This is a genomic window from Campylobacter sp. RM16704 (assembly GCF_000816245.1).
Taxonomy (GTDB): domain Bacteria; phylum Campylobacterota; class Campylobacteria; order Campylobacterales; family Campylobacteraceae; genus Campylobacter_D.
On sequence record NZ_CP007769.1, the window covers coordinates 692920 to 711759 of the forward strand.

Consider the following 18840-nt stretch of genomic DNA (forward strand, 5'->3'; position numbering starts at 1 on the left):
TTTTGCTTCATTTGTTTTTGCATCAATGTTTTTGCAAGATAAAGGTTATATAGCATCGGCTATGTTTGTTGTGTTAAATGATTTTTTTGGAAAAATAGGAAGTTTGATTTTGGTAATCTTACTTTTAGTTTTTGCTTTTAGTATTTCTTTTCCACAAGTGATAAAAGAAATTTTTAAAATAGAATTAGATTTTGATTTTTATTTAAAACTTGAAACTTTAATGAAAAACAAAATATTTGGTTTCTTTGGTGGCGATAAGTATGAAAATGAAACAAAGGAAGAACAAGAAAAACTTAAACAAGAACTTTTAATCAAAGAAAAAATAGAAAAAGATAAAGAGTCAAACGAATTATTAAAACAAGAAACACAAGAAAATAAAAAATTTAATCTTGAAGATTTAAAAAATCAAGAATTAGAAGAAGTGACAATTAACGAAGAAGATAAAAAATTAGGGACAAGTTATATCTATGAACTTTCAGAACCTATTGCAAATTTTGCTCAAAAAGCAAGTAAAATAAATACAAAGGAAAATAAAATGACCCCTGAAGAGTATTTATCAAAATATAAAAACAAAAGTGAAGATATTTATACTCAAACTTTAATAAGCAAGAATTTAGATGAACCAAGTTATAAAAGACGTAATATAGATTTAAATGAAGAAAAAGAACAAGAAATAGAAGAAAATTTTTTATTTGCTAAAGAACTTAAAGAGCGTGAACAGATGTTGCAAAAAGCGAAGTTGTTAGAAGAATATAAAGCTTTGCAAAAAGAAAAAATTTTAGAAGAATTAAGCGAAGATTTTAAAAAAATTGAAGAATTAAATGCTATTGAGGCTCAAAAAGAAGTTGAATTTAAAAAAATTCAAGATAAAACAAGTTTTTTAGGGGTTAAAGACTTTAAAGATGAAGATTTTATCCCGCAAAATGAAACAAAAGAATTGGATTTTAGTGAAGATGAATTTACTAAACCTATAAGCATAGAAGAATTAAGAAGCAAAAAATCCTCTGAAAGTTCTTTTGTAGTAGAAAAAATACAAAACACAGCCATATATGATATTTTAGATGATAATATTCAAAAACCTTTAGTGGAAGATTTTGAAGGTAAAATTCATCATTCTATCACCAATGAAGTAAGTGAAAATAAAGCTTTATTAAAAGATCTTGATTTTGGAAATTTTGAAAAACCAAAAGATTTTTCTTTACCTCCTTTGGACTTTCTAACTATGTCAAAAGAAGATAAAAGTGAAATTGATGAAGAGGAAATCGATAGAAAAATTTATGATTTACTTGAAAAGTTAAGACGTTTTAAGATAGGTGGAGATGTAGTAAGAACTTACACAGGACCCGTTGTAACTACTTTTGAATTTCGTCCAGCAGCTGATGTTAAAGTGAGTAAGATTTTATCTTTACAAGATGATTTGGCAATGGCTTTAAAGGCTCAAACAATAAGAATTCAAGCTCCAATCCCAGGAAAAGATGTAGTAGGTATAGAAGTGCCAAATGAAAAAATCAATACTATTTATTTAAGAGAAATTTTAGAAAGTGAAGTGTTTAAAAATTCAAGTTCGCCATTAACCATAGCCTTGGGTAAAGATATAGTAGGTGATCCTTTTGTAACTGATCTTAAGAAACTTCCTCATCTTTTGATAGCAGGAACTACAGGAAGTGGTAAAAGTGTGGGAATTAATTCTATGCTTTTATCTTTGCTTTATAGAAATTCGCCAAAAACTTTAAGACTTATGATGATAGATCCTAAAATGCTTGAATTTAGTATTTATAATGATATACCGCATTTACTTACTCCAGTTATCACAGATCCTAAAAAGGCTGTAAATGCTTTATCAAATATGGTAGCTGAAATGGAGCGAAGGTATCGTTTGATGGCTGAAGCAAAAACTAAAAATATAGAAAATTACAATGAAAAAATCAAAGAACAAGGTGGAGAAATCTTACCATTTATTGTAGTGATTATTGATGAATTAGCTGATTTAATGATGACTGCAGGCAAAGATGTGGAGTTTTATATAGGTCGTTTGGCTCAAATGGCAAGAGCTAGTGGAATTCACTTAATCGTAGCTACACAACGCCCTTCAGTGGATGTGGTTACTGGAGTTGTAAAAGCAAATTTACCAAGTAGAATTTCTTATAAAGTAGGACAAAAGATAGATTCTAAGGTTATATTAGATTCTATGGGTGCTGAAAGCTTATTAGGGCGTGGAGATTGTTTATTTACCCCTCCTGGAGTAAGTGGACTTGTGCGTTTGCATGCGCCTTTTGCAAGTGAGAGTGAAATAGAAAATATAGTAGAGTTTTTAAAAGCTCAGCAAGTGGTAGAATATGATGAAAGCTTTTTAAAAGATGATAATCAAGATAGTGTTTATAGAAAAAGCGAATTTAATGATAGTGATTTAGATGAGCTTTACGAAGAAGCCAAGGCTGTGATTTTAGAAGATAAAAAAACAAGTATTTCTTATTTACAAAGACGATTAAAAATAGGCTATAACCGTGCTGCAAATATTATAGAACAACTTTCACAAACAGGTATTTTGAGTGAGCCTGATGCAAAAGGGCAAAGAGAAATTTTATAATTAATTTCTTATAGCCTTGTTATGATCTTTTAAAGTGGAGGTAAAAATATGTTTGTTTGTTTTTTTATCTCTTACAAAGTATAAATAATCAGTTTTTGCAGGAAAAATCGCCGCTTTAATTGCTTCAAAAGATACATTACATACTGCTTCATTTGGTATACCATTAAATTTATAAGTATTATATGAGCTATTGTCTGATTTTATTCTTTGTGGGGTAATTTTTTCATGAGAATATTTTCCGTAATTTAGTGTCCCATCCATTTGAAGTTTCATTCCTTTTTTTAAACGATTTCTAATTACCGATGAAACTATAGGCATTTCTTCGTTGCTGGCTGCTTCTTTTTGGATAATGGATGCTATGATGATATATTCATACCATTTTTTTTCATTATATTCTCTAAAAATTTTATACGAAAATTTTTTAAATTCACTTGTAGAATATGCTAAAAGATATTTAATTAATAATTCTTCTGTAATACCTTTTGGAATTTTATAAGTTTCAGGAAAAAGCATACCTTCTTTAAAAGGACTTTGCTTGTTAAATTCTTGTATTAAAATCTTAGGATTTAAATTAAGTTTAGGAGCAAGTTCTTCAAAAAAAATTTCTGTAGTTTCACCAGGGATTAAAGTGATGGTTTCAAGTGCTGCCTTTGCTATTGTAAGTTTATGTAAAAATTCAGCCCTATTTAGCTCTTTTGTGCCTATATTTATCCAACCAGATTGTGGATGACCTAAAAAGTATAAAGTATATTTATCAATAGTACTCATTTTATAATTATTTTTATCTAATTGCGTTATAATCTTACCAATAGAACCTTGTGGTATAAATACTACAGAATTAGTTTGTATGGGCAAAAGAAGATAATAAAAAATGGATAAAAGAAAGATTAAAATTAAATCACAACTTATTAAAAAAATTCTTAAATTTTTAATTATACCTATAATACTTTTCATTGCTTTGTTTATTTACCTTAAAAATGGAATTTACATAGAAAAATTAGAATTTTTTTCTGTTAATTTTGAAAAATTATATATTAAATTAGATAAAAAACTTATTTTAAATGCAAAAAAAATCACTGTTATTTCCAAAGATGAAAATATACAAAGCGATAGTAGTTTAAATAAAGCTTTTAAATTAATAAAAGATATAAAATATCTTTATTGGTTTTTCCAAGAATTTAATGCTGAAAAATTTTTTGTAAATGATTATCCAATTGAATTCATTTACAAAGATAATTTGTTCTTTGTTGATGGTAAAGATTTAAATGTAAAACTTAATTTACAAGCAGATAGTAAAAAAATACAAATAACTATTAATGAGTTTTTTTTAAAAGATTATAATTTAAGTATCATGGGTTTTTTAATAATAAACCCTCAAACTAAATTTTATAATTTTAAAGGAAAAGTTGATAGTGATTTTTTGAAAAGTAATGTTAACTTGTCGCTTAAAAGAAAGGAAGTTGCTTATGAGTTAGAAAATATCAGTACTGATAATATATCTAAAATTTTTAATATTTTAATTGAAAGTGGAATAAAACTTCCAAAAAATTTAGATCTTTGGGTAGGTGGAAAAGTTAAGGCAGATTTTTATTTTATTGAGAAACTTAGTGGTTTTATTGATTTTGGAAAACATAGGTATTATTTAAATGATATTAAAGCAAAGGGATATGTTAGAAATTTAAAAATCATTCTAGATAAAGATATAGACCCTATTGTTAGTTCTTTTGTAAAGCTTGACTTTTCCAAACAAAGACTTGATTTTTCTTATGATGAATTACAATTTAATGATTATGATTTAACACAAAGCAAAATTTATATTGATAATATGCTAAATGAAAAGGCAGGAATTTATATTCATATAAAAAGTGATAATGCTAGGGCAGATTATAGAGTCTATAGGATTTTGCAATTATATGACATATATCTACCTTTTTTGCAAAACAATGGTGTAACTAAAACTGATTTGATTTTAAAAATTCCTTTTGATGAACCTGAAAAAATTTCTTATGAGGGTAAATTTAATATAGTTAATTCTAGTATAAATATAAGAGATTTTAAAATAATTCAAGCTGATGTAGATTTGAAAAAAGATAAATTAGAGATAAAAAATGTTAAAGTACAAAGTGAGTTAATTAGTGGTGATACAAATGCAAGTATTAATTTAAAACAAAAAAAAGGAAAATTAAAAACTTATATCAGCAAGATTGTTTTACCTCAAGATAGCTTAAAGCTTGAAGATAAAATTTTAGATCTAGAGTTAGATTTTGAACAAAATACAAGTGTATATAATAAAGAATTTATCACCACATTAAATTTTAATCAAGGCATGGATATTTATGTTAATAAACTTTCCAAATTTAAAGACTATTCTAAATTTATGCAAGAAAATAAAATATACGATGGAGAGTTATTTTTAAGCACCAATGATTTTTATAATTTTAATGTAGATTTAAATAATACAACTTTTGATTCATTTTTACTTTATAAAGATAACAATCCTTATGAGTATGATAGTTTTAATATAAAAATTAAAGGAAGTGATTTTAATCTTACGAGTTTAAGTGGAAATATTTTTGCACAAAAAGATAATAATGATGTTAATATAACTTTACATAATTTAAATTTATTAATTTCTCAGCAAGATACAAAGAATACTTTATATAATTTTGAAAATTCAAACTATAATATTGATGCTAAGAATATAGACTTAATTTTAAAAGATTTTAATAAAACTTTAGATTTTGATCAATTTAATGCAAAAATCTACAATGGAAATGTCCAAGCATGGGCGAATAGAAGTGAATCTAAATTTGATTTTTTTCTCAACGAAAATCAATTTCAAGTTAGAGCCTTAAAAATGGATGATGATTTTTTAAACACATTTATGAGAGAAAATATCTTTGAAAATGGCGAATTTAACCTTTATATAGATGGAAATAGCACTGATTTTTTCAAAGGTAAATTTTTATTTAAGGATACTTATTTAAAAGATTTAAAGTTCCATCAACAACTTTTAAGTTTTATAGATACTATTCCTAGTTTGCTTTTGTTTAAAGCTCCAACATTTAATGAAAAAGGCTTTAGTGTAGAAAACGCAGGCATTAGCTTTAATAGAAAAAAAGATTTATTTGATATAGATGCTCTTAATTTTAATGGCGATAGTGCTGATGTTTTAGGGCAGATAAAAATTAATTTGCGAAACAATCAAATTGATGGATTGTTAGAACTTAGAACGCTTAAATCTGCGAGTTCTGTAATTTCTAAAGTTCCAATTATAAATCAAATTATTTTAGGTAAAGATAGACAAATTAGCACACAAATTAAATTAACTGGTTTTGTGGATAATCCTGAATTTAAAACTCAACTTATAACTCAAGGATTACAACTTCCTTATCATTTGATAAAAAATATATTTGAGTTGCCAACGAATTTAATCAAATAATTATTATTAGGAGTGAAAATGAAAATTACAATTATTGGTGCAGGAAATGTTGGATCTAGTGTGGCTTATGCTTTGATTTTAAGAGAACTTGTAGATGAGCTTGTTTTAATTGATATAAATGAAGATTTATTATTAGCCAAAGAATTAGAATTAACTCAAAGTATTGCTGCTTTTAATTTTGCCATAAAAATTACTTGTTCGAATGATTATGAACATACTAAAGATAGTGATATAGTGATTTTTAGTGCAGGTGTTGCTAGAAAAGAAGGACAAAGTAGAGATGAATTATTTGCTATAAATTCAAAAATTATGTTAGATTGTGCAAAGTCAATTAAAAATTTTAGTAATAATCCTTTATTTATCATAGTAAGTAATCCAGTAGATTTTTTACTCAATGCTTTATATGAAAGTGAGCTTTTTTCTTCTAAAAAAATAATTGCTATGGCTGGAGTTTTAGATAATGCAAGATTTAAATATGAAATTGCTAAAAGATTAAATATCAAAACATCTATTGTTGATAGTAAGCTTATAGGTTTTCATAATGATAGTATGGTTTTGGTAAAATCACAATCAAAAATTTCAAATAAAACTTTAAATGAAATTTTAAATGAGCAAGATATTGAAAATATAGAGCAAGATGTTAAAACAGGTGGAGCTAAGGTAATTAAATATTTAAAAACTTCAGCTTATTTAGCTCCAGCAAGTGCTTGTGTAAGAATGATAGAATCAATAAAAAGCGGAGAATTTTTACCAATCAGTGTTATACTAAATGGAGAGTATGGTATAAAAGATAAAGCTTTTGGGGTAATGGCTAGAATTAATCTTGATGGTGTTGTAGAAACCTTAGAATTAAAATTAGATGATAAAGAGCAACTTGCTCTAGAAAAATCACTTATGCAATATAAATATAAATAAATTTAGGAGTTTATAACTCCTAATGTTACTTTGTGTTATAAAACTTATATTCTTTTTCTTTATATTTTGAATATTATTTTATCATTTTATATTTTGGATATAATAAAAAGTTTGTTGTTAGAGTGTTTTATAAAAATTTTATTCATAAGTTACTGAGAGAAAGGAAGATTAATGATTGCTCCGAATAATACACCAGTTTGGGTAGATGAAACAAGATGTAAAGCATGTAATATTTGTGTGAGTTATTGTCCAGCTGGGGTTTTGGCAATGAGAGATGAAATAAGTGCAGTTTTGGGACAAATGATAGAAGTAGTTCATCCTAATTCCTGTATAGGATGTAGTGAGTGTGAAGTGCATTGTCCTGATTTTGCAATTTTTGTTGCTAAAAGAGATGAGTTTAAATTTGCAAAACTTACTCCAGAAGCTAAAGAGAGAGCTTTGGCTATTAAAGAAAATAAATATAAAAAATTAAACGTATAGGAAAAATAATGAGAGAAGTTATATCAACAGGCAATAATTTAGTAGCAAAAGCAGCAATTGATTGTGGTTGTAAATTTTTTGGTGGTTATCCTATTACCCCAAGCTCTGAAATTGCACATGAATTGAGCCATTTATTACCAAAAAATGATGGAACTTTTATACAAATGGAAGATGAAATTTCTGGTATTAGCGTTGCAATAGGTGCTTCTATGAGTGGGGTTAAATCAATGACTGCAAGTAGTGGTCCTGGAATTTCTTTAAAGGCTGAACAAATAGGTCTTGCATTTATTGCAGAAATTCCACTTGTTATAGTAAATGTTATGAGAGGTGGTCCTTCAACTGGACTTCCAACAAGAGTTGCTCAAGGTGATTTATTTCAAGCAAAAGCACCAACACACGGAGATTATGCAAGCATTGCTTTAGCTCCTGCTTCATTAGAAGAAGCATATAGTGAAACTATTAGAGCGTTTAATCTAGCTGAAAAATATATGACCCCAGTATTTTTACTTTTAGATGAAACCATAGGGCATATGAATGGTAAGGCAAAATTACCTAAAATAGATGAGCTAAAGATAATTAATCGTAAAAAATTTAATGGAGATAAAAAAGATTATAAGCCTTATGCAGCAGGAGAAAATGAAGCTGCTATACTTAATCCTTTCTTTGAAGGCTATCGCTATCATATTACAGGACTTCATCATGGAGATATAGGTTTTCCTACAGAAGATGGTGAAATAGTTGATAAGAATATTAAAAGATTATTTGGAAAAATTAAAAATAACACAGATGAAATTTGCACTTGGGAAGAATTTATGCTTGAAGATGCGCAGTTTTTAATCATAGCTTATGGTAGTGTTGCAAGATCGGCTAAAGAAGCTATTTTAAGACTTAGAGAAGAAGGTTTAAAAGTAGGGCTTTTTAGACCTATTACTTTATATCCAGTGGCAGAGAAAAAAATAGCTCAAGTTGTATCTAAATTTGAAAAAGTTATGGTAAGTGAGCTTAATATGGGGCAGTATTTAGAAGAAATTCAAAGAGTAAGTAAAAGAGATGATTTTATTAGTTTACACCGTGCAAATGGTCGTCCTATAACACCTAGTGAGATTATTGCTAAAGTAAAGGAGAATATATAAATGGCTTTTGATTATGATGAATATTTAAGAGTAGATAAACTTCCAACTCAATGGTGTTGGGGTTGCGGAGATGGTGTTGTTTTAAAAGCTATTATTAGGGCTATACAAAAAATAGGTTGGAATATGGATGATGTTTGTGTAGTTTCTGGTATAGGTTGTAGTGGTAGAATGAGTTCTTATGTAAATTGTAACACAGTTCATACAACTCATGGTAGAGCAATAGCTTATGCAACTGGTATAAAACTAGCAAATCCTAAAAAACATGTAATTGTAGTAAGCGGTGATGGGGATACTTTAGCAATAGGTGGAAATCATACTATTCATGGATGTAGAAGAAATATAGATTTGACTCATATTTTAATTAATAATTTTATTTATGGTCTTACAAACTCACAAACTTCACCAACAACTCCACAAGGCTTTTACACAGTAACGGCTCAAGCTGGAAATATAGATCCAAATTTTGATGCTTGTGAATTAACAAAAGCAGCTGGAGCTTCTTTTGTGGCAAGAACGAATGTGATAGAAGCAAACAAACTTGAAAATATTATCTATAAAGCTTTAGCACACAAAGGTTATAGTTTTGTTGATGTATTTTCTAATTGTCATATAAATTTGGGTAGAAAAAATAAAATGGGTGAAGCAGTAAGTATACTTGAATGGATAAAGAATCGTTGTGTTGAAAAGACCAAATTTGAGCAATTAGACTATGAGCAAAGAATGGATAAATTCCCTACAGGAATTTTATATCAAGATGGAAGTAAAGTAGAATATTGCGAAGCTTATGAAGAGGTTAGAAGAGCTTTAAAAGAAAAAAGAATGGTTGATTTAGGAGCACTAAAATGAAATACCAATTAAGATTTTGCGGTGAAGGTGGTCAAGGAGTAATCACAGCAGGTGAAATTCTAGCTAAAGCTGCTATTAAAGAAGGACGTAATGCTTTTAAAGCTTCAACATATACTTCTCAAGTTAGAGGTGGACCAACTAAAGTTGATATAATCATAGATGAAAATGAAATATTTTTTCCTTATGCAGTAGAAGGAGAAGTGAGCTTTATGCTTTCAACTGCAGACAAAGGTTATAAAAGTTTTAAAGATGGTGTTATGAAAAGTGGGGTTATAGTCATAGAGCCAAACTTAGTTCATCCTAGTAAGGATGATTATGAAAATTGGAAAATTTATGAAATTCCTATTATTAATATAGCTAAAGATGAAGTAGGAAATGTAGCTACACAATCTGTTGTAGCATTGGCTATAGCTGCTTATATGAGTAAATGCATAGATATAGAAGCATTAAAACAAACTATGCTGGATATGGTACCTGCAAAAACTAAAGAAGCTAATGCAAAAGCTTTTGATTTAGGTATAGAATACGCTAAAAAATCACAAGTAGTTTCTTGATTTTTCAAGAAACTTTCCCTTATAAAACAATATTTATTAAATTATCGTTATAATATTCTTTATTTTTAGCTAAAGGAAAATAATGAAAGAGCTAAACGGTTCGCAAATGATTTGCGAAGCATTAAAAGAAGAAAATATTAAAGTAGTATTTGGTTATCCTGGTGGAGCGGCCTTAAATATATACGATGAAATTTACAAGCAAAATTATTTTAAACATATTTTAGTTAGACATGAACAAGCAGCGCTACATAGTGCAGATGCCTATGCAAGAATGAGCGGAGAAGTAGGGGTTGCTATAGTTACAAGCGGTCCAGGTTTTACCAATACTGTTACAGGTTTAGCTACTGCTTATAGTGATTCTATACCTTTAGTTTTAATTTCTGCTCAAGTTGCTAATTCTTTAATAGGAACAGATGCTTTTCAAGAAATTGATGCTATAGGAATTTCAAGACCTTGTGTGAAGCATAATTATTTAGTAAAAAATATAGAAGAATTACCAAAAATTTTAAAAGAAGCATTTTATATTGCCACAACAGGTAGAAAAGGACCTGTGCATATTGATATACCAAAAGATGTAACAGCGACTATAGGTACTTGGCATTATCCTAGAGAAATCACTATGAAAACTTACAAACCAACTTATAAAGGTAATATCAAACAAATTAAAAAATTAGTAAGTTTAATTAAAAATGCACAAAAACCTTTATTTTATTTAGGTGGAGGTTGTATAGCATCTAATGCTAGTAATGAACTTAGAGAGTTGATTCATTTTTGTAAAATTCCTGCGGTTGAAACTTTAATGGCACTAGGAACTTTAAGAAGTGATGATGAACTTAATTTAAAAATGGCTGGTATGCATGGGGGTTATTGTGCAAATATTGCCTTGAGTGAATGTGATTTATTAATTGCTATAGGTGCAAGGTTTGATGATAGAATTACTGGCAAAACAAGTGAATTTGCTAAGAGTGCAAAAATCGTTCATATTGATATAGATCCAAGTTCTATTTCTAAAATTATTGAAGCACATTTTCCTATAGTAGGTGATATTAAAAGTGTAGTGATAGATACTTTAGATGAATTAAAAAAAGAAAATTTTGATAATACTAAATATCAAGAATGGTTCAAAACTTTACAAAAATACCAGCAATTATATCCTTTGTTTTACGAAGATAGCAATGACATTTTAAAACCGCAATGGGTTATAGAAGAATGTGCTAGATTAGCTCCTGATGCAAGGATAATTACTGATGTGGGGCAACATCAAATGTGGGTGGCACAATTTTATCCTTTTAATTATGCAAGACAACTTGCAACAAGTGGTGGTCAAGGAACTATGGGTTATTCTCTACCAGCTGCACTTGGAGCTAAATTAGCTGTAGGTGAGGAAGTAGTAGTAAATTTTGTAGGCGATGGTTCTTTTTTAATGAATATACAAGAGTTGATGACTGCAAGTGCTTATGATATAAAAGTGATTAATATCATTTTAAATAATTCTTTTTTGGGTATGGTAAGACAATGGCAAAGTATGTTTTATAAAGAAAGATTTTCTAATACAGATTTAACCAATCAACCTGATTTTATTACCATCGCAAAAGGCTTTCATTGTGAAGGATATAATGTTTTTACAAAAGAAGAATTTAATAATGCTTTTTTGAAAGCCTTAAAATCAAAAAAAACTTGTGTTTTAAATGTAGCTATAGATCGTTATGAGAATGTTTTACCTATGGTTCCAGCAGGCGGAGCGATTTATAATATGATTTTACCTAGCTATAAAAACAAGGATAAAAAATGAAAAGAAGAGTAATTTCTGTCATTGTGTTAAATGAGCATGGGGTATTATCACGTGTAGTTGGGCTTTTTTCAGGAAGAGGATATAATATAGAATCTCTTACTGTGGCTCCGCTTGATAATGATGAATTTTCAAGAATAAATATAGTAACTTTAGGTGATGAAAGAGTTTTTGAACAAATCATTAAACAACTTCACAAGCTCATACCTACTTATAAAGTGATTGATTCAAGTGATTTTATAGAAAAAGAAACAGCTTTAGTAAAGATTGCAATAAGCGAAAATTTTGCAGGGTTAGATGCAATATTAAAAGCTTATAATGGTAGTGTAACTTATAGTGATGGTGAATTTATTATAGCAATGGTAAGTGATGATGCAGATAAAATTGATAATTTTTTAAAGACTATAAAAAAATATAATCCCATTAGTGTTGTTAGAAGTGGTTCTATTTTGATGGAGGTAAAATGAAAATTAGTGAAATTGCTAAATTTTTAGGTATAGAATATTATGGAGATGATATAGAAATTGTTGCTTTAAATTCATTAAATAATGCAAGTTTTAATGAGCTTAGTTATTGTGATGGAGAAAAAAATTCTAAAAAAATAGTAAGCAGTGGAGCAGGTGCTATTTTAGTTTCAAAAGAATTTGAAAATTTGGTGTCAAAAGATTGTGTTAAACTTGTGGTAGATAATCCACATTTGTCTTTTGCTCTTTTAAGTAAACTTTTTGCAAAACCTTTATTTTGTGATAAACAAGATAAAAAAACTAAAATAGCAAAAAGTGCTAAGATTATGCCAAATGTTTATATAGGCAATAATGTTCAAATATCAGAACACGTTGTGATTATGGCAGGAGTTTATATAGGAGACAATGTAAGCATAGGCGAATATACTATAATCCATCCTAATGTAGTAATTTATAATGATACGCAAATTGGAAAAAAATGCCATTTACTAGCAAATTGTGTTATAGGTAGCGATGGTTTTGGTTATGCACATACAAAAAATGGAGAGCACTATAAAATTTATCATAATGGCAATGTGATTTTAGAAGATTTTGTTGAAATTGGAGCTTGTACCACTATAGATAGAGCAGTTTTTGAAAGTACCATAATTAAACAAGGAACCAAGATTGATAATTTAGTTCAAGTTGGACATAATTGCGAAATAGGAGAAAATTGTCTTATAGTGGCTCAAAGTGGAATTTCAGGTTCGAGTGTCTTAGGTAAAAATGTTGTTATGGGTGGACAAAGTGCAACAAGTGGTCATTTAGAAATTGGAGATTTTGCTACTATAGCTGCAAGAGGTGGAGTTACTAAAAATTTAGAAGGTGCTAGAGTTTATGGAGGTTTTCCTATTATGCTTCAAAAAGATTGGTTAAAATTTCAAGCCAAAATTATTACAGCTTTTAGGGATAAACATGAGTAAAAAAATATTTAAAACTATAGAATTACATGGTAGTAAAAGTGGTGAGATTAGTTTATGTAATCTTTCTAATCCTTATGGTATAGGTAGTAGTGATATTTTAAGTATAGGTGTTGCTTTAAAAAAAGAAAGTGGTATTGATTGGAAAGTTCATATCCCTTATGAAAATTTAAAAGATCTTATTACAGCTCTTCAAGAAATAGAAAAAAATAACACCTAGTTTTTAAAAATTAGGTGTTTGTAGATCTCTTTTAAAACTAGCACTTACTATCAAAATAAAATTAATTATTACCAAAACATATATAAAAGTTGGTATGGGAAATGAATCTCCGCTTGCGTATGAATGAAGTCCTGAAAGATAAAAATTTACCCCAAAATAAGTCATTAAAATACTATAAAATGCCAAAACACTAGCACACGCAAAAACAAAAATAAAATGCGTTTTAAAGATAAATCTTAAGTGAAGCACCATGGCATAAATTACAATAGAAATTAAAGCCCAAGTTTCTTTTGGATCCCAACCCCAATATCTACCCCAACTCTCATTCGCCCAAATACCACCTAAAAAATTCCCTATAGTAAGCATAGCAAGACCTATAATCATAGACATTTCATTTATACAATGAAGTTTGATAATATTTTGATCTATGTTAGTGTTTTTTCCTCTTAGTATAAAAAGAATTAAACTTAAAATTCCAATCATAAAACAAAGAGCTAAAAATCCATAGCTTGCTGTAATAACAGATACATGTATATTAAGCCAATAAGATTTTAACACTGGAATTAAATTTCCTATTTGAGGATCCATAAAACCAAGATGAGCGACAAAAAGAGTAATACCCGCTAAGAAACTAGCACAACTAAGTGCTAATGGAGAATTTTTAAAAAATATTAAAGCACTTATTGCACAGGCAAAAGCAATATATATCATACTTTCATAAGCATTACTCCAAGGTGCATGATCACCTACATACCACCTTGTTATTAGTGCTATAGTATGTATAAAAACACATAAAGATAAAATAAAATATAAAATTTTATAAATAAATTTAGATAAAGGCATGTTTTTAAACATAGTATAAAAACATAAAATAAATAGAATCAAAGCAAAACTTATATAAGCAAAAGTGAGATTGTCAAAAATATTATAATGATTTAGTAAAATCTCAAAGTCAATTCTTTCTTTTTGCGGTAATACCTTGCTTCCATAGTGCAATTGGTAATCCTTTAATGATTGTAAAATTTCATTCGGTGCTTGCCATTCATTATTTTCAACACTTTTGCGTGTTTGTAGAAAATAGTTAACCAAAAGCATTTGTAAGCGTTCTACATCTTCTTTTGCAAATGGTAAAATTTGAACAGGCGAGAACCATTTCAAAGTTTGTTCGTTAATATCAGGAATGATAGTTAAAGCTTGGCCGCTATAAATATAATAAGCATGATTGATTTTTTCATCTAATGCCAATATATCTTTATCAAAATTTGTTCGTAAGGCAGGTTTTTTTCTATTAGCTTCTTCTACATAATTAGTTAATTTATAAGTTCCATTGTCAAAAACATCATTAAAGGCTATATATTTTTCATCTTTATCAGCTCCTATTAATTCTCTAAGTTGCGTAGTTTTTGTAGCTATCATCTTAATTTGTCTAAATTCTTGAGGATAAATCATCATAGCTAAAAAAATTTGATTATAATGTAGTTTTAAAAAATTATCTTTCCCTGTAATTTTATAAATAAATTCCATAGCAAGGGTATCTAGAGGTTTAATTCTACCATTATAATCTTGAATTAAAAGTTTTCCAAAATTTAAAGAATGCTCGTAAGTATTTTTTTGTAAATTATTTATGAGTTTTAAAATATCTTCTTTTTCATTTTGTGCATAAAGTGGAATTTGGAAACTAGCAAAAAACAAAAATACTAGTATAAAATTTTGTCTTTTTTTTAAATATACGCTTAAACGATGAAATCTTGAATTTTTATCAAATAAAATCCATAAAAATCCTAAGATAAGCAAACTATAGCCTATATAAGTAGGAAATTTGCCAGGATCTTTATTAACAGAAAGTATAGTTCCTTGCTCATCTTGATCATAAGAACTTTGGAAAAATCTATATCCTCCATAATCAAGAACATTATTCATAAAAATATCATAATATAAATTAGTATTATTGTTTTGATCTATAATTTTTACTTTAGAAGTATATGATGATGGACTCATAGAACCTAAATATCGTTCCAATGAAAAATCTTCTAGATATAGCGAAAAAGGAAGTTTTATTTCTTTTGGCCCCCAATTAATGCCAAAATTTTTTCCTTCAAAATTAAAACTAAGTATTTCTTTACCATTATAATTTGGATTTAATGTTAGAGTTTTATTTTTATTTTGATAGTCAATATTTAATTCCAAACTTGCAGGTGTGAGTGCATCTTTTTGTGGTGTATAATTTATAGATTTAATAGATATTTTTTCGTTTTCAAAAATAAAAGTTTTTTCAAAATGATTTTGAGTGAGTGAAGTAAAACTAATGGGAAATTCTAAACTTAAATTTGTATCAAAGTCTATAATTTTTATAAATTCTTCTCTAGTAACAATAGTATTAGAACTTTCTCCTTCTCTAATGTGCATACCACCTTCTAAGCCAAAATATCTAGTCAATCCTGCTCCAATTAAAATGACAATAAAAGATACATGTAAAAGTAGGCTAGGATATTTTTTTCTTTGAATGAGTTTATTATAATAAATAATTCCAATTAGATTAATTCCTAGTAGTAAGTGTAATATATCAAACCAAGCATTATCATAAATTAAGGCTTTAGCGGCACTAATGCCAAAATCATTTTCTATAAAAGTTGCGATAGCACACGATAATGCATACAAACTCATTAGTAAAAAACTCATTGCAAAGGAAAAAAAATAATGCATCAATATCCTTTATGTTAAATTTTATTTTCTTTGTAAAAATGTAAAAGTTTTTTTGCTATCGTTTCTTCATCTAAATTTTGATTCTCTTTTTGATTTAAAAACTCCATTGTAGCACTAAGTCTTTTAGCACTAATAAATCCAGGATAGTTAAATAGAGTTTGGCTTTTTTTATTGAGTATTACTATAGTAGGAGTGGCTATTATGTTGTAAATACCTGAAAGTTCACTAGTACTTAAATCACTTTTTTGATTTTTATAAAATATATGAATTTTTTTATAACTTATATTTATATAGTATGAACTATAATCATTTTTAATTTGTTTTTGTATTTTTTCATTTTGAATTATTTCTTCTTTTAATTTATCACAATATGTGCAATGATTAGCACTGAATATAATTAGAATATTTTTATCGTTACTTTTAATGTCTGTATTATCTTTAAATAAATGTGCAATTTCTTCATAAGATTTTTTATCCAAATCATTGGCTTTTTTTTGATTTTCTTTTGTGTATTGAGTTCCATCTGAAATTAAATTTGAATCAATTTTATCGCTATTTGAACAAGCAATGAAAGCCATACTTAAAATACTAAGTGAAATTGTTTTTTTAAACATTATAAATTCCTTAAAAATGTTTAGGAGAAAAAGTCCTTATTCGCTATTATAGCGAATAAGGTTATAAGATAGTATTAAAGAAAGTATAAAGCATTAAGAATAAGAACACTAAACCAGTAATTAGCATTGCAAAACCAGCAAATTTCGCTAACCATTGATATGATTTAAAGTTACTTTTATTTTCATACAATGAACTTAATTTTCCACTTTCTTTTAAGCGTTTATACCATACGCTTCTTTCTTGTTTAATCTCTTCTTCTGTGATACTTCCTGAGAAAATTACCATATCCATAGGGAAGCGATCTGCTCTAAAGTGTGTATTGAAGAAGTGAATTGCAAAAATAAATCCTGTTGCAAGTAAAGCTTCATCAGAGTGAAGTAGGGTTGCTAGATTAATAGCTTCTCCTGGTAAAAATTTACCAAAGAATGCAGGGAACCATAGAACAAGTCCTGAAATACCGATGATAAACATACCCCAAAATACCGCTAAATAATCAAATTTTTCCCAATAAGTCCAACGATCAAATTGAGGTCTTGGGCCAAAACCAAAAAACCATTTAAAATGATCTTTCATATCTTTAAAGTCTTGCCAATTTGGCATTAAAGAATCAGGACCAAAGGTTGCTTTCAATACTTTCATAAAGCTTAATTTACCGGTAATAGGATCTCTTGCCACATCACGACGATTCCAGTTTACAATGATAATTTCACCAATGTGTGAGAAGAATACTGCAAACATTACAATAGCAGATATATGGTGAATGGTAGCTGCATTGATAATATCACCGCCCATTAAATCGATCATAGGTTTAGCCCAAGGTGCATCATAGAATTTTTGTGGTAAGCCTGAGAATGCAAGTCCTAAGAAGCTTGCTGCCATAAAGAAATGCTGAATTCTATGGAAAGTACTAAATCTTCTTACTCTGACTTTATCTTCATGTGCTGCCTCTCTTGCTTCTTTCCATTCTTTAGGATATTTTATACGCATAGCAATTAAGCGTAAACACCAAAGTATAGTATGAGCTCCAAAAAATACAAACACAGAAATAACTAAAGCTGTCATAAAAATATATGCTCCATGTAATCCTGGGTAGTTTTCTCCATCACTATGATCAGCATGTGCTATCCAATTTGCAAAATTTTCATTAGAATTTGGGTGACATGATTTACAAGTTTCAACACGATTAATTGGTGATAAAGTTGAATTTCTTTCGCTAGATTTTAAAATATTATGCTTACCATGGCAATCAGAACATGTAGCAACACTTGGCGTATCACCAGGAGTGCTTAAAATCATACCTTTTCCGTGGAAAGTCATATGGAATGTTTGTGCTTTTTGCTTATGACATTGTGCACACTTTTGATCTACTAATTGCTTTTGTGAAAAAATTCCTGAGTGTTTTGGCGTTACATGCACAGAGTGACAAGTCGCACAAGAAGGTTTTTCTTTCTTTTTTTCTCCATTTTGAATAGGTAAGAAATTTTCAATTCCATGAGCACTTTTTGCTAAAGCATTACTTGCTTTTTCATGGCATGTAGCACATTTTTGATTGATTAAATTTTTACTAGCAGCAATATCTGCTCTAATTCCTTTGCCTTTTTGAGCATGGCAATCACGGCAAGATGGAGTATCGCTAAATTTAAATCTTGAGTGGATAGTATCTTTAAATTCTATCACATCTTTAGCTTTTTCCCATTTTACAGTGTCTATTTTTTCTACTTTTCTTCCAGAGGTTGCCCATGATTCTATACCATCAAGCATAACAACTGAATTTTTATATCCTAGCTCTATAGCTATAGCTGCTGCTTGAGAAGCTTCAAATCCAAAACGATTTAAACCATAAAATACTAAATTTGCATTTTTATCATTAGGTAGTAAACTTTCCCAGTTTTCTACATAAGTTGATATAGAATTAGGTATATATCCATTAGCTTGTCTATCTTGCTCTGAATTTACATCAAAAAAATAGGTATTATTTTGATCAAGCATATCTTGTGCTTGAGCTAAACTAATTGTTTTAACACCTTCTATTGACCCAATTTCTCCATTAGCTTCAGCAAATAAAAATCCTGATGGTGTAAAAAGAGTAAAAAGAACAATAAAAAGTCGAGTAATTAAATTTTTCAAGACTAA

15 protein-coding genes are annotated in these 18840 nt (G+C 28.4%); 11 read left to right on the top strand and 4 right to left on the bottom strand.

All coding sequences use genetic code 11. The features are described 5' to 3' along the window. Positions 1 to 61 precede the first annotated feature (61 nt). Positions 62 to 2587 carry a DNA translocase FtsK gene (locus CAQ16704_RS03600; RefSeq protein WP_442856709.1) on the top strand — a complete coding sequence of 842 codons (2526 nt, stop codon included), beginning with the start codon at positions 62 to 64 and terminating at the stop codon, positions 2585 to 2587. Here CAQ16704_RS03600 and mltG read toward each other — a convergent pair whose 3' ends face one another. Next, entirely contained in the window at positions 2588 to 3541 is a 954-nt protein-coding gene (mltG, locus tag CAQ16704_RS03605) for an endolytic transglycosylase MltG (RefSeq protein ID WP_052244989.1), read from the bottom strand. It abuts the gene before it with no gap. Between mltG and CAQ16704_RS03610 the strand changes: the two genes are divergently transcribed. The 10 genes from CAQ16704_RS03610 (at position 3459) to CAQ16704_RS03655 (ending at position 13389) form a co-directional block, all read left to right on the top strand. Further along, positions 3459 to 6029: a YhdP family protein gene (locus tag CAQ16704_RS03610; protein ID WP_039666909.1), complete on the top strand. Its 2571-nt coding sequence runs from the start codon at positions 3459 to 3461 to the stop codon at positions 6027 to 6029. The two genes, mltG and CAQ16704_RS03610, sit on opposite strands and share 83 nt — an antisense overlap. A gap of 18 nt (positions 6030 to 6047) precedes the next feature. After that, complete coding sequence (locus tag CAQ16704_RS03615; protein WP_039666910.1) at positions 6048 to 6944, top strand: malate dehydrogenase; 897 nt, start codon at positions 6048 to 6050, stop codon at positions 6942 to 6944. 171 nt (positions 6945 to 7115) lie between these two features. Then, the gene (locus CAQ16704_RS03620; RefSeq protein ID WP_039666911.1) at positions 7116 to 7424 is read left to right on the top strand and encodes a 2-oxoglutarate:acceptor oxidoreductase, delta subunit; all 309 of its coding nucleotides are present in this window, start codon (positions 7116 to 7118) and stop codon (positions 7422 to 7424) included. A gap of 8 nt (positions 7425 to 7432) precedes the next feature. Then, on the top strand, positions 7433 to 8557 hold the full coding sequence (locus tag CAQ16704_RS03625; RefSeq protein WP_039666912.1) for a 2-oxoglutarate synthase subunit alpha: 1125 nt from the start codon (positions 7433 to 7435) through the stop codon (positions 8555 to 8557). After that, positions 8558 to 9403, top strand: coding sequence for a 2-oxoglutarate ferredoxin oxidoreductase subunit beta (locus CAQ16704_RS03630; RefSeq protein WP_039666913.1), 846 nt, complete (start codon positions 8558 to 8560; stop codon positions 9401 to 9403). Next, a complete protein-coding gene (locus tag CAQ16704_RS03635) occupies positions 9400 to 9957 on the top strand; it encodes a 2-oxoglutarate:acceptor oxidoreductase, gamma subunit (protein WP_039666914.1) in 558 nt (185 codons plus the stop codon). Before CAQ16704_RS03630 ends, CAQ16704_RS03635 begins: the two co-directional genes overlap by 4 nt. A gap of 82 nt (positions 9958 to 10039) precedes the next feature. After that, positions 10040 to 11749 (top strand): acetolactate synthase III, valine-sensitive, catalytic subunit, encoded by a 1710-nt coding sequence (locus CAQ16704_RS03640; RefSeq protein ID WP_039666915.1) that lies wholly within the window; start codon positions 10040 to 10042, stop codon positions 11747 to 11749. Beyond that, a complete protein-coding gene (ilvN, locus tag CAQ16704_RS03645; protein ID WP_039666916.1) occupies positions 11746 to 12213 on the top strand; it encodes an acetolactate synthase small subunit in 468 nt (155 codons plus the stop codon). Before CAQ16704_RS03640 ends, ilvN begins: the two co-directional genes overlap by 4 nt. Further along, positions 12210 to 13172, top strand: a complete 963-nt coding sequence (gene lpxD / locus CAQ16704_RS03650) for a UDP-3-O-(3-hydroxymyristoyl)glucosamine N-acyltransferase (RefSeq protein ID WP_039666917.1) — start codon at positions 12210 to 12212, stop codon at positions 13170 to 13172. The genes ilvN and lpxD overlap by 4 nt, the downstream gene beginning before the upstream one ends. Beyond that, complete coding sequence (locus CAQ16704_RS03655; protein ID WP_052244991.1) at positions 13165 to 13389, top strand: hypothetical protein; 225 nt, start codon at positions 13165 to 13167, stop codon at positions 13387 to 13389. Before lpxD ends, CAQ16704_RS03655 begins: the two co-directional genes overlap by 8 nt. A gap of 3 nt (positions 13390 to 13392) precedes the next feature. On the opposite strand, the gene CAQ16704_RS03660 is transcribed toward CAQ16704_RS03655, so the two are convergent. From CAQ16704_RS03660 to CAQ16704_RS03670, 3 genes are all read right to left on the bottom strand, one after another. Further along, complete coding sequence (locus tag CAQ16704_RS03660; protein WP_039666919.1) at positions 13393 to 16092, bottom strand: cytochrome c biogenesis protein; 2700 nt, start codon at positions 16090 to 16092, stop codon at positions 13393 to 13395. A 14-nt stretch (positions 16093 to 16106) separates the two neighbouring features. Then, complete coding sequence (locus tag CAQ16704_RS03665) at positions 16107 to 16706, bottom strand: SoxW family protein (protein ID WP_039666920.1); 600 nt, start codon at positions 16704 to 16706, stop codon at positions 16107 to 16109. A gap of 61 nt (positions 16707 to 16767) precedes the next feature. Then, on the bottom strand, positions 16768 to 18834 hold the full coding sequence (locus CAQ16704_RS03670) for a cytochrome c family protein (protein WP_039666921.1): 2067 nt from the start codon (positions 18832 to 18834) through the stop codon (positions 16768 to 16770). Positions 18835 to 18840: the final 6 nt, after the last annotated feature.

Excerpts from the sequence above, each read along its gene's own strand:
- CAQ16704_RS03600 (WP_442856709.1), top strand. The coding sequence starts at position 62 with ATGTTTGTTGTGTTAAATGATTTTTTTGGAAAAATAGGAAGTTTGATT.
- CAQ16704_RS03610 (WP_039666909.1), top strand. The coding sequence starts at position 3,459 with ATGGATAAAAGAAAGATTAAAATTAAATCACAACTTATTAAAAAAATT.
- mltG (WP_052244989.1), bottom strand. The coding sequence starts at position 3,541 with ATGAAAAGTATTATAGGTATAATTAAAAATTTAAGAATTTTTTTAATA.
- CAQ16704_RS03615 (WP_039666910.1), top strand. The coding sequence starts at position 6,048 with ATGAAAATTACAATTATTGGTGCAGGAAATGTTGGATCTAGTGTGGCT.
- CAQ16704_RS03620 (WP_039666911.1), top strand. The coding sequence starts at position 7,116 with ATGATTGCTCCGAATAATACACCAGTTTGGGTAGATGAAACAAGATGT.
- CAQ16704_RS03625 (WP_039666912.1), top strand. The coding sequence starts at position 7,433 with ATGAGAGAAGTTATATCAACAGGCAATAATTTAGTAGCAAAAGCAGCA.
- CAQ16704_RS03630 (WP_039666913.1), top strand. The coding sequence starts at position 8,558 with ATGGCTTTTGATTATGATGAATATTTAAGAGTAGATAAACTTCCAACT.
- CAQ16704_RS03635 (WP_039666914.1), top strand. The coding sequence starts at position 9,400 with ATGAAATACCAATTAAGATTTTGCGGTGAAGGTGGTCAAGGAGTAATC.
- CAQ16704_RS03640 (WP_039666915.1), top strand. The coding sequence starts at position 10,040 with ATGAAAGAGCTAAACGGTTCGCAAATGATTTGCGAAGCATTAAAAGAA.
- ilvN (WP_039666916.1), top strand. The coding sequence starts at position 11,746 with ATGAAAAGAAGAGTAATTTCTGTCATTGTGTTAAATGAGCATGGGGTA.
- lpxD (WP_039666917.1), top strand. The coding sequence starts at position 12,210 with ATGAAAATTAGTGAAATTGCTAAATTTTTAGGTATAGAATATTATGGA.
- CAQ16704_RS03655 (WP_052244991.1), top strand. The coding sequence starts at position 13,165 with ATGAGTAAAAAAATATTTAAAACTATAGAATTACATGGTAGTAAAAGT.
- CAQ16704_RS03660 (WP_039666919.1), bottom strand. The coding sequence starts at position 16,092 with ATGCATTATTTTTTTTCCTTTGCAATGAGTTTTTTACTAATGAGTTTG.
- CAQ16704_RS03665 (WP_039666920.1), bottom strand. The coding sequence starts at position 16,706 with ATGTTTAAAAAAACAATTTCACTTAGTATTTTAAGTATGGCTTTCATT.